At 60.5% G+C, this 14452-nt stretch carries 7 protein-coding genes; 4 read left to right on the forward strand and 3 right to left on the reverse strand.

Going from position 1 to position 14452, the window contains the following annotated elements:
- The 3 genes from ACXX9E_RS08295 (at position 1) to dnaB (ending at position 2879) form a co-directional block, all read left to right on the forward strand.
- Positions 1 to 894, forward strand: a complete 894-nt coding sequence (locus ACXX9E_RS08295; protein ID WP_123470927.1) for a hypothetical protein — start codon at positions 1 to 3, stop codon at positions 892 to 894.
- Between the two features lie 19 nt (positions 895 to 913).
- Complete coding sequence (gene rplI / locus ACXX9E_RS08300; RefSeq protein ID WP_003221136.1) at positions 914 to 1360, forward strand: 50S ribosomal protein L9; 447 nt, start codon at positions 914 to 916, stop codon at positions 1358 to 1360.
- 121 nt (positions 1361 to 1481) lie between these two features.
- Positions 1482 to 2879: a replicative DNA helicase gene (gene dnaB, locus ACXX9E_RS08305; RefSeq protein WP_053277211.1), complete on the forward strand. Its 1398-nt coding sequence runs from the start codon at positions 1482 to 1484 to the stop codon at positions 2877 to 2879.
- Between the two features lie 40 nt (positions 2880 to 2919).
- Here the strand turns inward: dnaB and ACXX9E_RS08310 are convergent, their stop codons facing one another.
- The 3 genes from ACXX9E_RS08310 to ACXX9E_RS08320 all read right to left on the reverse strand — a co-directional run bounded on the left by ACXX9E_RS08310 (position 2920) and on the right by ACXX9E_RS08320 (position 11694).
- Positions 2920 to 6651: an NEL-type E3 ubiquitin ligase domain-containing protein gene (locus ACXX9E_RS08310; protein WP_458555273.1), complete on the reverse strand. Its 3732-nt coding sequence runs from the start codon at positions 6649 to 6651 to the stop codon at positions 2920 to 2922.
- Between the two features lie 90 nt (positions 6652 to 6741).
- A complete protein-coding gene (locus ACXX9E_RS08315) occupies positions 6742 to 9057 on the reverse strand; it encodes a hypothetical protein (RefSeq protein ID WP_458555274.1) in 2316 nt (771 codons plus the stop codon).
- A 291-nt stretch (positions 9058 to 9348) separates the two neighbouring features.
- Positions 9349 to 11694, reverse strand: coding sequence for a hypothetical protein (locus tag ACXX9E_RS08320; RefSeq protein ID WP_458555275.1), 2346 nt, complete (start codon positions 11692 to 11694; stop codon positions 9349 to 9351).
- A 432-nt stretch (positions 11695 to 12126) separates the two neighbouring features.
- Here ACXX9E_RS08320 and ACXX9E_RS08325 point away from each other — a divergent pair, with 432 nt between their 5' ends.
- The gene (locus ACXX9E_RS08325) at positions 12127 to 14439 is read left to right on the forward strand and encodes a YgiQ family radical SAM protein (RefSeq protein ID WP_123470930.1); all 2313 of its coding nucleotides are present in this window, start codon (positions 12127 to 12129) and stop codon (positions 14437 to 14439) included.
- Positions 14440 to 14452: the final 13 nt, after the last annotated feature.

Here is a 14452-nt window from a genome sequence, read left to right on the forward strand (position 1 = left end):
ATGCGTGCCTTAGCTGAGTTCATCATGCGAGGCCGTATGCAGGCCACTCTCGTGGTGGCCGGATGTGCAACATTGCCGTTGTTGTATTGGTTGGGTGCTGCCGCAGGGAGCCTTGTGCTGCTGCGGCGCGGACTGACGGACGCCCTGGGTGTTCTGTCTCTGGGGCTGCTGCCGGCGTTGATCTGGTGGCTGTATGCCGATGACCCACGGGCACTTCTGGTGCTGCTGGGGTCTTCGGGACTTGCGTTGGTTTTGCGCGCAAGTGAGTCCTGGGTTCGTACGCTGCTGGTCAGCGTAGCGATTGGCGTGGTGTTTTCAGTGGTGCTCGGGGCGGCGTTTGCGGCCCAGATCGAGATGCTCGCGCAGGCCTTGATAAAGGTCATGCCGGCGCTTCTCGGTGAAACCTACAAGCAATTGTCGGTCGATGAGCAAGCGCATTTCGCGTCCCTGATTGCACCCGTGCTGACCGGACTGATTGCGGCACTGTTGCAGATCGTCAGCGTGCTGAGCCTGATTGTCGGGCGGCATTGGCAGGCGTTGTTGTACAACCCGGGTGGTTTTGGTCGCGAGTTTCGCGCCATCCGGATCCCGCTGGGGCCGGCGATGTTGCTGCTGGCGTTGATGCTTCTGGGCCCGAATCTCGGTGCACAGATGGCCATGTTGACGCCGTTGTGCAGTGTACCGCTGGTGTTCGCCGGACTCGCCCTGATTCACGGGCTGGTCGGGCAGAAGCGACTGGCCGGTTTCTGGCTGGTGGGGTTGTACGTCACGCTGCTGTTGTTCATGCAGCTGATCTATCCGTTGCTCGTGGTTCTGGCCATTGTCGACAGCCTGATTGATTTTCGCGGTCGTCACGTGTCGAAAGACACCGACAGCGCGAACGGTGAAGGTTAAAAGTTAAGAGGATTTCCACATGCAACTGATCCTTCTGGAAAAAATCGCCAACCTGGGCAACCTGGGCGACAAAGTAAACGTTAAGGCCGGTTACGGTCGTAACTACCTGCTGCCTTTCGGCAAAGCTACCGCTGCGACCGCTGCCAACCTGGCTGCGTTCGAAGAGCGTCGCGCTGAGCTGGAAAAAGCCGCCGCAGACCGTAAAGCATCGGCTGAAAGCCGTGCTGCCCAACTGGCCGAGCTGGAAGTGACCATCACTGCCACCGCTGGCGACGAAGGCAAGCTGTTCGGTTCGATCGGTACTCACGACATCGCTGACGCACTGACCGCCTCCGGCGTTGAAGTGCAGAAGAGCGAAGTTCGTCTGCCGAACGGCACCATCCGCAACGTGGGTGAATTCGACGTGGCTGTGCACCTGCACGCCGAAGTTGAAGCCACCGTACGCGTTGTCGTGGTAGCAGCTTAAGCAACACCTGATCGGCTGGCGGCTTGTCCGTCAGACGGTTAACATCGGGCACGATCCTGTTTACAGGTCGTGCCCTTTGTCTTTCTGAATTCCCTGTTTTTCCAAACAAACACAAGTGGCCATGAACGATATCTCCGCTCCCGAGCAATACGATCTGCAAACCGCTGCCCTGAAGGTGCCGCCGCATTCCATCGAGGCCGAACAGGCTGTGCTCGGTGGTCTGATGCTGGACAACAACGCCTGGGAACGCGTGCTCGATCAAGTCTCCGACGGCGATTTCTATCGGCATGACCACCGTCTGATCTTCCGTGCGATCGCCAAACTGGCCGATCAGAACATGCCGATCGACGTCGTGACCCTGTCCGAGCAACTGGACAAGGAAGGGCAGACCTCGCAGGTCGGTGGCCTCGGTTACCTCGGCGAGCTGGCGAAAAATACGCCGTCCGTCGCCAACATCAAGGCCTATGCGCAGATCGTTCGCCAGCGGGCGACGTTGCGCCAGTTGATCGGCATCAGCACCGAAATCGCCGACAGCGCCTTCAACCCCGAAGGTCGCACCGCCGAAGAGATCCTCGACGAGGCCGAACGGCAGATCTTCCAGATCGCCGAAGCGCGGCCGAAGACCGGCGGCCCGGTGGGCGTCAACGAACTGTTGACCAAGGCCATCGACCGCATCGACACCCTGTTCAACACCGACAACGCCATCACCGGCCTGTCCACCGGTTACACCGACCTCGACGAGAAGACCAGTGGTCTGCAACCGGCCGACTTGATCATCGTCGCGGGCCGTCCGTCGATGGGTAAAACCACCTTTGCGATGAACCTGGTGGAAAACGCGGTGTTGCGCAGCGAGAAGGCCGTGCTGGTGTACTCCCTCGAGATGCCAGGTGAATCGCTGATCATGCGTATGCTGTCGTCGCTGGGTCGTATCGACCAGACCAAGGTTCGTTCCGGCCAACTGGAAGACGACGACTGGCCACGCCTGACCTCGGCAGTCAATCTGCTCAACGATCGCAAGCTGTTCATCGACGACACTGCGGGTATCAGTCCGTCGGAAATGCGTGCGCGCACCCGGCGTCTGGTGCGTGAGCACGGCGATATCGGCCTGATCATGATCGACTACCTGCAACTGATGCAGATTCCCGGCTCCAGCGGTGACAACCGGACCAACGAGATTTCCGAGATCTCGCGATCCCTGAAAGCGCTGGCCAAGGAATTCAACTGCCCGGTGGTTGCCCTGTCACAGCTCAACCGTTCCCTGGAGCAACGCCCGAACAAACGCCCGGTGAACTCCGACTTGCGGGAATCCGGAGCGATCGAGCAGGACGCCGACGTGATCATGTTCGTGTACCGGGACGAGGTGTATCACCCGGAAACCGAACACAAGGGCATTGCCGAAATCATCATCGGCAAGCAGCGTAACGGCCCGATCGGCTTTATCCGTCTGGCGTTCATCGGTAAGTACACGCGTTTCGAAAACCTCGCGCCGGGCAGTTACAACTTCGACGACGACGAGTGACCGTCGGCCGACATCATTCGGCCAACGGTCTCTCTCAGTGTCATTCAGCTTCGCGGGTTGTCTGTTCGTCCGTGGTGCGGGCAGCCTGCTCACTCAGCTCTTGCCGGGTCAGCGTCTCGACCAGCGCCGCTTCCTCGATTGCCAGTGAAGCCTGCAGTGCTCTTGACTGCTCGTCATAGTCGGCAAACGCCAGTGTCTTCGCGTTATGTGCAGCGTCGAGCGTTGCCTGACGATCCTGGAATGGCTGACGCTGGGATTCGAACTGCGACCGGTACTTGTGTGTGACGAATTCCTGCCAGAACTCCCGCGAGATCAACGCCTGAAATTCTTCTGGAGAATTATCCAGCGCAATGACCTTTTCGTAGGCGGCATCCAATTGGGCCTTTGACACGTCGGCCAACTGTGCAAAGCCCATCCGCTCGGGTTGTCCCGGCAGTTGCAGGCGATCTTTCAGGCCGTGGCGGTAGGCGAGCCGGATTTCGACCTCTTCCTGTACATGGGCCGCGCCTGCCTGGGTTCCTCGCGTTTCGCTGATGGCCGCTTCACGCCGTGCGATGTCCGCCGATGCGATTTTGTCCACCTCGTGCAGGCGGAACAACGCTTTGGAAAGCGCTGACAGCTCCGGGCCTTGTGCCTGGTCACGGGCCTGGGTCCGCGCGTTGTACATCATTGTCCGCACTTCAAGATTGGCAAATGTGAAGGCCGCCCGGTCACAGCAGGTCGCTTCGCCCGCCCGAGAGAAAAGCTCCCTGCGCAAGCGTTCGGACTCCGGACTGTTTTCGGTGATGCTATCAATCACCTTCCAGACCCTTTGCTGCAGTGCCTGGTGGCCGGCGGGATCTTGCAGCAAGCGTTCAAGGGTATCGAACAAACCGTCCGAACCTTGCTGATCACGCAGGGTCTGCCATTGAGTTCTTCTGGCGGACACCTCGTCGGCGGACAGGCCGGCGGTCCAGCGTGCCATCGGGTCATCAGCCATGGCCCGAACGACGGCCGGGCCCCGTCCGCGGGCGGAGTCGATCAGATTGTTGCGGCCGGTCAACGGTGTCTCGGCTTCTATCAGGCGTTCGTTGTAACGGTTGAGGCGTGTAAGGGTTTCGGCGGATAACGGATTTCTGCCAATGTCGGTGACGTTGTTGACCCGTGCGGTGTGCGCCAGGCGCTCGTCCGGTGGCGCGATGACCGCGTCGTGAATTTCCGTGATCCGGTTGTGACGCAGATTGACGGTGTCGAGCAAGGGCTGGTCGACAAGTCCCGTGGGGAATGCGTCGATGCCAGTGCTCGCCAGATTGAGCGAGCGCATATCGAGGATCTGGCTGAAGTCCGGGGTGATAGCCAAATGAGGGTTGTCGTTCAGCCACAGGGCGCGCAGTGTGCTGCGTCCAGCCAGAACCTGGGCGCTCTCGGCGGTCAGGGCAATCTGGTTGTCCTGCAAAAACAGACGGGTCAGACCGTGCATTTCGCCAACGGCGGGCGGTAGTTCACGCAGTTGATTGCGCGAAAGGTCCAGCCAGCGCACATGGCGAAAACGGGTCAGAAAACCTTCGGGCGACGTGCTCAGGCTCATGTTGCTCAGTTTCAGCGAACCGACATGACTGAAGTCCACATCAATGTCCGGCAGGCTGGGCAGGTTCAGACCGCTGAGGTCCAGCTCGAGGCCGATCGGCGTTTGGTCGTTGGCCAGTTTCTGGGGTGTTTCACGCCGCCAGCAAGCGAGTATCCGATTGCTCGCCTCGGTCCGGTCGTTACGGTTTTGCGCGTTGATCTGCAATTGATTCGCCCGAATATAGCGCTGACGGATGCCACCGCCGGAAAACACCCAGGCATCGAGCTGGCCTTTCAGCATGCTGAACTCCTGTTCGAGGTTATTGAGCCGGATGCCTGCGGCGTCCTGTTCAAGGCTCCAGATGAAGTCCCGACAGGCCTTGATGCTTTTGCCCGGATACAAGCGCCGATAGCGCTGAACCCCTGAATCTTCGGTATCAAAGGCTGTCGGGTGCGTCGTCTTGATCAGCTCGGGATGTTCTCTGTTCAGTCGCCGCCAGTAACTGTCGAATTCTCTCCAGTAGCCCGGAGGGAAGTCGTTCCCCGCCAGGTGTGTGACCGAGTTGATACGCGCCACTGACGCCAGGCGTTCTGCGGCCGGATTAATGAAGGCCTGTGGCACTTCCCGAAGCGCGTTGTGGCTCAGATTCAGGTCTGTCAATGCGCTCATCTCCTCCAGGCCTGTCGGCCAGTGGGTGATTCCGGTGTGACTGAGATCCAGCGAATTCAATCCGGTCATGCCACTGAAGTCCGGTGTGTTGTTCAAAGGATTATGGGAAAGGTCGAGCGAGATCAACTGGTTCAGGCCGGCCAGCCTTGCAGCGCCTTGCTGATCCAGTTCTATGTGGTTCGAACTCAAGTCCAGCCGTGTCAGCTTGCGCATGTCCGCCACCGGAGCCGGTAGTTTTTCAAGGCTGGAATGCTTGATGGACAAGCTGCGCAGGTCGGAAAAACCGGACAGAAAAGTCTCGGCGGCAGCCGACCCGTTGACGCCCGAAAGCGTTAACACGCGCACGTGACGGAAATCCGCGCTCAGTACCGGCAGGGATATGCCTTCGGCGGGCAATATCAGCCGCGCCGCGGTCTCGTGACGCCAGCAGCGTTTGATCTCATCGGCGATCAGCTTCGCCTTGACCTCTGAAGCTGAGGAGGTCTGCGCGCCGCTTTCGATCCAGGCAAGCAAATCCTTTTTCAGGGTTTTGTATTCAGCTTCCTTGCGAGTCAGCGCGGCGCTGGCGGTGTCGCCAAACGACTGGAGCCAGGTCGCAACCTGTTGATCGTCAAAGGAGGGGAACAGTTTGCGCACGCGAGGCTCCAGCCTTTTCGGGCGATTGACGAAAGCGGCCAAGCGCTCGGCCAGACTTTGGCGCACCGGCCGTTCCGGTTCGCCACGGCGCATTCCGCCCGTTCCCGCGACGTTGACGCCCACCCAGCCATCCCGGGGGTCGAACACGATGGCTTCCGATCGGCCGGGACGAGTGGCGATATACACGTTGTCCGGGTCACGGGCCACCGGATCCTGCGTCCGGATGATGCGCATCACCGCCGCGTGGGGCGACGACGCCTCCTGATCATGCAGGACCTGATAGGTGCGTTCGTGGATCACCACGTAGAGTTTGCCCTCGTGACGGATCAGGCCGTCGCCATCGACTTCGACGTGGGCGAAGTCCAGCGTTGTCCGGAAGGCTTCAAGGCGGGTCTCGGACAGTGTGAAGATGATCGACTCAAGGTCCGGGCGCGGATGCCAGAGCGCGCTGTCGGCATCACGCACCAGCACCGGGCCGGAAGGGGTCAGTTCGCTGTGCAGTCTGGCGCGGTACAGACCGGTCAGCGGATCGATGCCGATCTGCACGATGCCGCCGTCCGGCACATCGACATATGGGCGTCCCTTGAGTGTACGAAAACCTTGTGCGTCAGCCTCCGGCAAGCGTGCGCCAGTGGCGATCCAGTAGGACTCGATGGTTGTTTGCGCACGGGGCGAGGGCAGGGTTGCAGCCGTCGGCAGCTCATGAACGGTCAATGGAGGGGCTGGCGCAATCGCATCGGGATTGACGTCGGGTCGTGCTCTGCCAGGCTCGGGGTGGTACCGCGCCAGCATCGTGGTTGGCGCCCAGACATCGATCCGGCCCGGTCTGTCGAGCGACGACGAGGGGGCCAGTGCGGGGGAGGTCGCAGGGGAATGGATGTCGACAGTGGTGGTGCCTCTGACGGGGGGGCGAATCTTCATATTTTCATCCTTGCAGGGTTGCCCCTCGACCCTCGCGAACGAGAGCCGTGAGGCATTTGGCGTCATTGCCTTGAGGTTTATCCGGCGGTCTTAAGCCGCCAGGTTGAATATTTTTTGTGCGGTTTTGCCATCGAAGGTTTCACGCCAGATGGCCACGTGCGGTAAACCGGCCTGTTCATCCCGGCGCTGGGACAACGTGCCGCGTCCGGCCTGCTCAAGGGTTTTCAGATGCCCGCCCTTGACCGTGAAATTCAGCGCATGGCTGTCGTGGGCCTCGTAGTGGAAATGGGCTTCCCATAACGGCGTGGTGTCAGAGCGATCATTGATCGAATAAACGTCGAGAAATGTTTTTTTCGCGCCTTTGCCCATCGGTTTGCGAGACACCTTACGGACCACATCGAGTTCGCCATGGTCGAGCAGATAATTCAGGCGCATGACATCCAGCACGGCTCTGTTTTTGTACATGCGCACCAGAACGTTTTGTCCTTCTTCGGTCAGTGAGTCGCCAGCGCTGCGCAAGCGTGCGACCAGCCCGGCAGTTTCGCTGTCATCGACGGCCTGTTGATGGTTTTCCAGCAATCTTGCCTGATCGTTGAGGCGATCGGCCTCGGCGCCCAGATACTCGAGAATATCCGTCGGGTTGGTTTTTCTGGCTTCCCTGGATTTTGCTTCGGCCAAGTGTCCGGCGACGCCGGCCAGCAGGCGACGGGCTTCGCTGAGGCGTTCGGGCCGTGGTGTGTCGACAATGTGCGGGCGCACCGGCAACCATTCGCCCTGGTGTTTTTCGTAGCGCTGCGGCGGGCTGTCGGGGCGGAACGGGTCGGGCACCTTGAGCGTGACATTACCATCGGCAGCGATTTCCGTTTCTCCCACCAGTACCTTGTAAGTGCCGTGTTGGCGGGTACGGAACATTTTCCTGGGCGGCGCCGGAACGGCTGGCGAGGTATTCGACTGCGGCGGAACAAAGTCGAAATCGATCTCCTGATCGAGATGCGGAAGCTCGGTGTTGCGCTCGAACCTGTCATAGATAGTGGTCAGGCGACTTTCGATTTTGCTTTCGTATTGCTCGATCAGCGTAATGATTTCTTTGATGTAGCCGACCTTTTCCGGACTTTCCAGCGTCATTAACGCTGCGAATCGGCCTTTCTCGTTCTTTAGCTGATCGACGGCCAATAACAACGCCAACGGTTGCTGGTGCTCGGGAATGCTCTTCAGACTTTCGGTGAACAGGTCGATCGCCCGTAACGATTCCATGCCCGGACTGGGCGGATTCGGAGAGTCATCCGTCAGCAGGCGCAGGTAAAGCGTCAACTGGTTGAATTTGATCTGATCGACGCCGGGGAGCTTGTTGTTCAATTCATCCAGGTCAGACACTGAGCTGGGGTCGGATTTCTTGATGTGTTCCATCAAGGCCTGACGGTCTTCGAGCAGCTTGAGCTTCTTGTTCAGATGGGTAATGACTCTCCGGTAAGTGCTTACGGACACGGCCAAGGCGAGAGGTTTGACTCGCATGTCCATGATCACCATGAGCCGGTTCAGGTTCTCCACCCGTTCCTTCTGGAACGTTCGCAATTCCCGCTTATATTGCCCGCTGGCTTTCAAATGCTTGAGCCATTCCCTGTTATCGATCAGCGACTGCACGAAGTCCGCCTGCATTTTGAGGAGTTTGAGCATGTGCACTTCAAGCTTGATCAGGGCCTCGGTTCTTTCGGTACTGCCTTCGGGTTGCAGCCGCACCTGCTCATGCAGGGCATCGTATTGTTGCGATGACCTTTCAATGGCCTTGTGCGCGTTATGAATGGGCTGGTAGCGCTGCATCAGTTCGTCATGTATCGGTTTGAACGCCGGATGGCGTGGCATGCCGCCCTTGAGACCGGTGTTGATTGCCAGCCATTCGTTTCGCTCGTTTCGGGTGACTGCCAGGGTTGCCCCGGCGCGACTGGCGTTATAGGTATTGGCGGTGTCGGTGGCCACGGGGTCAGCCGGTTTGACGATGCGCCAGACCGCCCGTTCGGGCGTGGAGGCATCGAGATCCTGCAATGCCTGATAAGCATGGCCACGGATGACCACGTAGCGTTTGCCTGCGTGACTGAACAGACCGTCGACATCGGCGGCGGCAGTCCTGAAGTCCAGGTCCGTGCGAAAGGCAGCCAGACGCGTATCGGTCAGCGGCAAGCTGTCCGCGTCGAGTGGCGTGTGCGGGTGCCAGAGCCGGCTGACGGGATCGCGCAGAAGCAGCGGGCCGGAAGCGATCAGCTCGCTGGGCAGTCGGGCTCTGAACAGTCCCGTGTCCGGATCTCTCGCAACCAGCGTGACACGGCTGTTGGCCAGATCGACGTAGCGCCGTCCCCTGTGCACCCTGAAGCCATCGCTGTTGGCGTCCGGCAGCGCGGGGATGGCCGGCATGCTGTAACCCTCGATCGACTGCGGTGTTGTCGGCTGGCTCCTGAGGGGCGACTCGTTGAGCGTCACCGAAGGCGCCCGCGTGGGCATTATCGCGTCCGCATTGATGTCGCCCGTCTCGGACCGCGATGGCACTGTGCGGCGTGTCGAATTGACCCGGCCTGCGTCGATGTGGTGTGAAGGGGGGGGCGTACTCGGAGGCCGGGCCGGAGGGTGAACGTCGACCGCTACATTGAGGCGGGTGGGTGGTTTGATCACCATGGTTTCATCCTTGAAAAGTGTGCTGTGAGTGGCTCATGTCGCCAGTTCGAATATTTTCTGTGCAGTTTTGCCATCAATGCTTTCGCGCCAGATGGGGGCATGCTCGTGTCCGCTTCGGGCGTCCCTGCGTTGCGAGGTAATGCCCAGGCGGCTCTGCTCGAGGGTCTTGAGGTGGCCGCCGCGTGCGGTGAAGCCCTGCTTGGGGCTGTTCATGCGGTCGTAGTGAAAGTGCGCGTGCCAGAGGGGGGCGCCGGTGCTTCTGTCGTTGAGCGAATAAACGTCGAGAAAGTGTTTGTCCGAGCCCTTGCCGGAGACCGTGCGTGGCTGGGTCTGCACCACGCTGATCTGTTCCTTGGCGATCAAGTAGGCCAGTCGGTCGGCGCTGAGAAACGCCTTGTCTTTGTACAGGCGAATCCGGATGTGTTCGCCTTCGCTGCGCAGGCGGAGGCTGTCCTGCTGCAGACGCTGGACGAAGGTGGCGGTGTCGGCGTCGGTGCGATCGGGAGCGGTATCGATCTGTCTGGCGAGGTGATCGCAAGCGTCCGCCTTGCTGACGAGAAACTCGACAATATTGGTGGCATTGCGTTTTTCCCGTTCGTCCTGCCAGGCCCGGTCGAGCCAGGATTGCGTGCGTTGCAGTTGCTGCCCGGCCTGTGCCCTGAGCGCTGGCAGAGGCGTGGCCTGCAGAGGCACGATCGGGCGCCACTGGCCTTCTTGCAGTGCGTAGGTATGCATGACCTGAACGGCGTCCACGGGGCTCATGACATCAATCACTTCCACGCCGGTCTCGGAGCGGCGCGGGCGCCCGACCTTGATCTTGTCGACCCCGTGGTGCCTGGCGCGGAAAACCCGTCGGAGGCTGGCGGGCGGTGCGCTGCGGTCCTGCGGCGGGATGAAGTCGAAGTCGATGGGCTGTTCGTGCGCCGGCAGCATCGACGTCTTCAGCAATTGCCGGTGATAACGGTTCAGGCTTTCTTCAAGTGTGGTTTCGAAAGCCTGGACCGCCTCGACGATCTTTGCGTGTGAACGGGCAGGCTCGGCGCCGGGCGGCAACGGCATGTGTTCGAACGCGGCGCGAATGGCCGTGCATTGGTCGAACAGGCTGCTCAGCACCGCAACGCGGGTTTCTTCCGGCATGCCCTTGAGTGCCCGGTAGGAGAACGTTACCTGGCCGAACGAATACGCCAGGTACTTGGCATTGAAGTCATGGCTGGCCAGGGAGGTTGCGGCATCGGGCAGCGTGCGACTTTCGGCATAGACCCAGAAGGCGACGATTTCATGAATTTCTATCGGGTCGTACGCCGCCGCCTTCAACTCCTCCTCGGACAGGCGCCACTTGTGCAACAGTTCCTCGGCAAAATGCTCACGCTGTTTCATGATTGCCAGCTTGTCCGCCAGATGTGCGGCGACTGCGCGGTATTCGGTGTCGGGGCCGCCGAAGATCGGGCCGTCGAGCAACTTGCGTGAATCGTTGGCGATCATCAACTGGTTGCAGGACAGGATCTGTCCCTTGCGCAGCGTGATCAGTTTGTTTTTGTAGGCCTCACGGCCCTTGATGGCGACGACGGCCTCCTTGTGTTCGAGGTGCAGACTGACGGTTTTTTCCAGTATTCCCAGTTCTCGCCGGTGCTGGTCTTCCAGTTGCACCAGGATGTTTCGCTCGTTCTGCTTGTCTTTGGCTGCCAGCCATCGGTATCCCAGCTGATCGGTCATGGTGATCGCCTGCTCTAATTCCAGATCCATCAACCGCAGCTCCAAGGCCAGATCGGCTGAATGGCTGGCGGCGGACGTTTGCCCCCGTCTGCGCATCCCGCTGGTACCGCCCACCTGGGCGGCGACCCAGCCATGCCGCGCATCGAAAACGATCGGCTCCGAGCGCCCCGGGCGTGTCCCGATGTAAATATTGCCGTGGTCCCGGGCCACGGGATCTGCGGGATGAACGATGCGCATGACCGTCGACCTCGGTGAGGACGCGTCCAGATCATGCAGCACCTGATACGCGTGTTCTGCGATGACTGCATACAGCTTGCCGTTGAATCGGTACAGACGATCCGTCCCGGGTTCGATACCGCTGAAATCGAGCGCCGTACGAAAGGCTTCGAGGCGTGCGTCAGACAGGAGAAAAGTGGCCGGTCTGGCATCATCGAGCGGATGCCACAGCCGGCTCTGTGCATCGCGTATCAACACGGGGCCGGAGGGGCTGAGCTCACTGGGCAGGCGGGCCCGGTAGAGTCCCGTGTCCGGATCCTTCTTCACCAGCGCGACGCGGTCGTCTGGCAGGTCGACGTAGTAGCGTCCCTTGAACATCCGTAATCCCTGGTCATCGGCAGGCGGCAAGCGGATATCGGCGCTCTGCCAGTAATCTTCCAGCGATCGCATCTCAGGACGGTGACTGACAGGCGAGGAGGACGCCGCCGTGATTGTGACCGCAGGCACGCGGTGGATAGCATCCAGATCAGGGCTGTCCGGTGTATACCGGGCAGGGGGGCGCGCACCGGCGCTGGATACTCGCGTGCGCGGCGCTTGCCCGCTGACGACAGCGCCGGGACGTGGATGGACATCGACAATTGCCGTGCCCCTGATGGGTGGTTTCGGTGACATTTCTTCATCCTTGAAGGGTTGTCACATCGGCTGCCGATAATGGCTGGCCGATGGGGAGTCAGGTTGTGTGGCCGGTTTTGGCGCCGCAGGGGGGGGGCGAGACCGGCAAGGTATCGGCTCAAAGAGAAGCCGACCATTGCCGTCGGAATTGGTCAAAATTTGTGCTATATTCCGCGCCCGCGATTTTTCATCTCAACACCGGTCGTCGACATGCAAGCAGCCAAGCCGTTATTTGACTATCCAAAATATTGGGCCGAATGTTTCGGACCAGCGCCATTCCTGCCAATGAGCAGGGAGGAGATGGATCAGCTTGGCTGGGATTCGTGCGACATCATCATTGTTACCGGTGATGCCTACGTCGATCACCCGTCGTTCGGCATGGCGATCATCGGCCGGCTGCTGGAGTCCCAGGGCTTCCGCGTCGGGATCATTGCGCAGCCGAACTGGCAGTCCAAAGACGACTTCATGAAGCTTGGCGAGCCCAACCTGTTCTTCGGGGTGGCGGCCGGCAACATGGACTCGATGATCAACCGCTACACCGCGGACAAGAAAATCCGCTCCGACGACGCCTATACGCCGGGCGGCATGGCCGGCAAGCGTCCGGATCGCGCGAGCCTGGTTTACAGCCAGCGCTGCAAAGAGGCCTACAAGCACGTACCGATCGTGCTCGGCGGCATCGAAGCTTCGCTGCGCCGCATCGCGCACTATGACTACTGGCAGGACCGCGTGCGTAACTCGATCCTGATCGACGCCAGCGCCGACATTCTGCTGTACGGCAACGCCGAGCGCGCCATTGTCGAAGTGGCCCAGCGTCTGTCCTACGGTCACAAGATCGAAGACATCACCGACGTGCGTGGCACCGCGTTCATCCGTCGTGACACGCCGCAAGGCTGGTACGAAGTCGACTCCACGCGTATCGACCGTCCGGGCAAGATCGACAAGATCATCAACCCGTACGTGAACACCCAGGACACCCAGGCCTGCGCCATCGAGCAAGAAAAAGGCCCGGTGGATGATCCCGAGGAAGCCAAGGTCGTGCAGATCCTGGCCAGCCCGAAGATGACCCGCGACAAGACCGTGATCCGCCTGCCGTCGATGGAAAAGGTGCGTAACGACCCGGTGCTGTACGCCCACGCCAACCGCGTGCTGCACCTGGAAACCAACCCGGGCAACGCCCGTGCGCTGGTGCAGAAGCACGGCGAGATCGACGTCTGGTTCAACCCGCCGCCGATTCCGATGACCACTGAAGAAATGGACTACGTGTTCGGCATGCCTTACGCCCGGGTTCCGCACCCGGCGTACGGCAAGGAAAAGATCCCGGCCTACGACATGATCCGTTTCTCGGTGAACATCATGCGTGGCTGCTTCGGCGGCTGCACCTTCTGCTCGATCACCGAGCACGAAGGCCGGATCATCCAGAACCGTTCCGAAGAGTCGATCATTCGCGAAATCGAAGAGATCCGCGACAAGGTGCCAGGCTTCACCGGGGTCATTTCCGACCTCGGCGGCCCGACCGCGAACATGTACCGCATCGCCTGTAAAACGCCGGAAATCGAATCCGCGTGCCGCAAGCCGTCCTGCGTGTTCCCGGGCATCTGCCCGAACCTGAACACCGACCACTCGTCGCTGATTCAGCTGTACCGCAGCGCCCGTGCCTTGCCGGGCGTGAAGAAGATCCTGATCGCTTCCGGCCTGCGTTACGACCTCGCGGTCGAGTCGCCGGAGTACGTCAAGGAACTGGTGACCCACCACGTCGGCGGCTACCTGAAGATCGCCCCGGAACACACCGAGGAAGGTCCGCTCAACCAGATGATGAAACCGGGCATCGGCAGCTATGACAAGTTCAAGCGCATGTTCGAGAAGTACACCAAGGAAGCGGGCAAAGAGCAGTACCTGATTCCGTACTTCATCGCCGCCCACCCGGGCACCACCGACGAAGACATGATGAACCTGGCGCTGTGGCTCAAGGGCAACGGTTTCCGTGCCGACCAGGTGCAGGCGTTCTACCCGTCGCCGATGGCCACCGCCACCGCGATGTACCACTCGGGCAAGAACCCGCTGCGCAAGGTCACCTACAAGAGCGACGGCGTGACCATCGTCAAGAGCGAAGAGCAGCGTCGTCTGCACAAGGCGTTCTTGCGTTATCACGACCCGAAAGGCTGGCCGATGCTGCGTGAAGCGCTGATCCGCATGGGCCGCGCTGATCTGATCGGTTCGGGCAAGGACCAATTGATTCCGATGCACCAGCCGTCTACCGACAGCTACCAGAGCGCCCGTCGCAAGAACTCGACGCCGGCCGGCAGCCATAAAGTGGCGAAAGAAGGCAAAGAGAAGACCACCAAGATCCTCACCCAGCACAACGGCCTGCCGCCGCGTGCCAGTGATGGTGGTAATCCGTGGGACAAGCGTGAGCAGGCCAAGGCGGCGGCATTCGCCCGCAACCAGCAGGCGGCCAAGGAGCGTAAGGACGCGGCCAAGGGTAAAGGACCGAAACCGGCGCGCAAGCCGGTCGTCCCGCGCTAAGCAACGCTTGAGC

The sequence above is a fragment of the Pseudomonas sp. GNP014 genome, assembly GCF_054344005.1.

Coding starts and splice junctions, on each gene's coding strand:
- ACXX9E_RS08315 (WP_458555274.1), bottom strand. CDS start 9,057: ATGCCGGCCATCCCCGCGCTGCCGGACGCCAACAGCGATGGCTTCAGG.
- ACXX9E_RS08310 (WP_458555273.1), bottom strand. CDS start 6,651: ATGAAGATTCGCCCCCCCGTCAGAGGCACCACCACTGTCGACATCCAT.
- dnaB (WP_053277211.1), top strand. CDS start 1,482: ATGAACGATATCTCCGCTCCCGAGCAATACGATCTGCAAACCGCTGCC.
- ACXX9E_RS08295 (WP_123470927.1), top strand. CDS start 1: ATGCGTGCCTTAGCTGAGTTCATCATGCGAGGCCGTATGCAGGCCACT.
- ACXX9E_RS08325 (WP_123470930.1), top strand. CDS start 12,127: ATGCAAGCAGCCAAGCCGTTATTTGACTATCCAAAATATTGGGCCGAA.
- ACXX9E_RS08320 (WP_458555275.1), bottom strand. CDS start 11,694: ATGCGATCGCTGGAAGATTACTGGCAGAGCGCCGATATCCGCTTGCCG.
- rplI (WP_003221136.1), top strand. CDS start 914: ATGCAACTGATCCTTCTGGAAAAAATCGCCAACCTGGGCAACCTGGGC.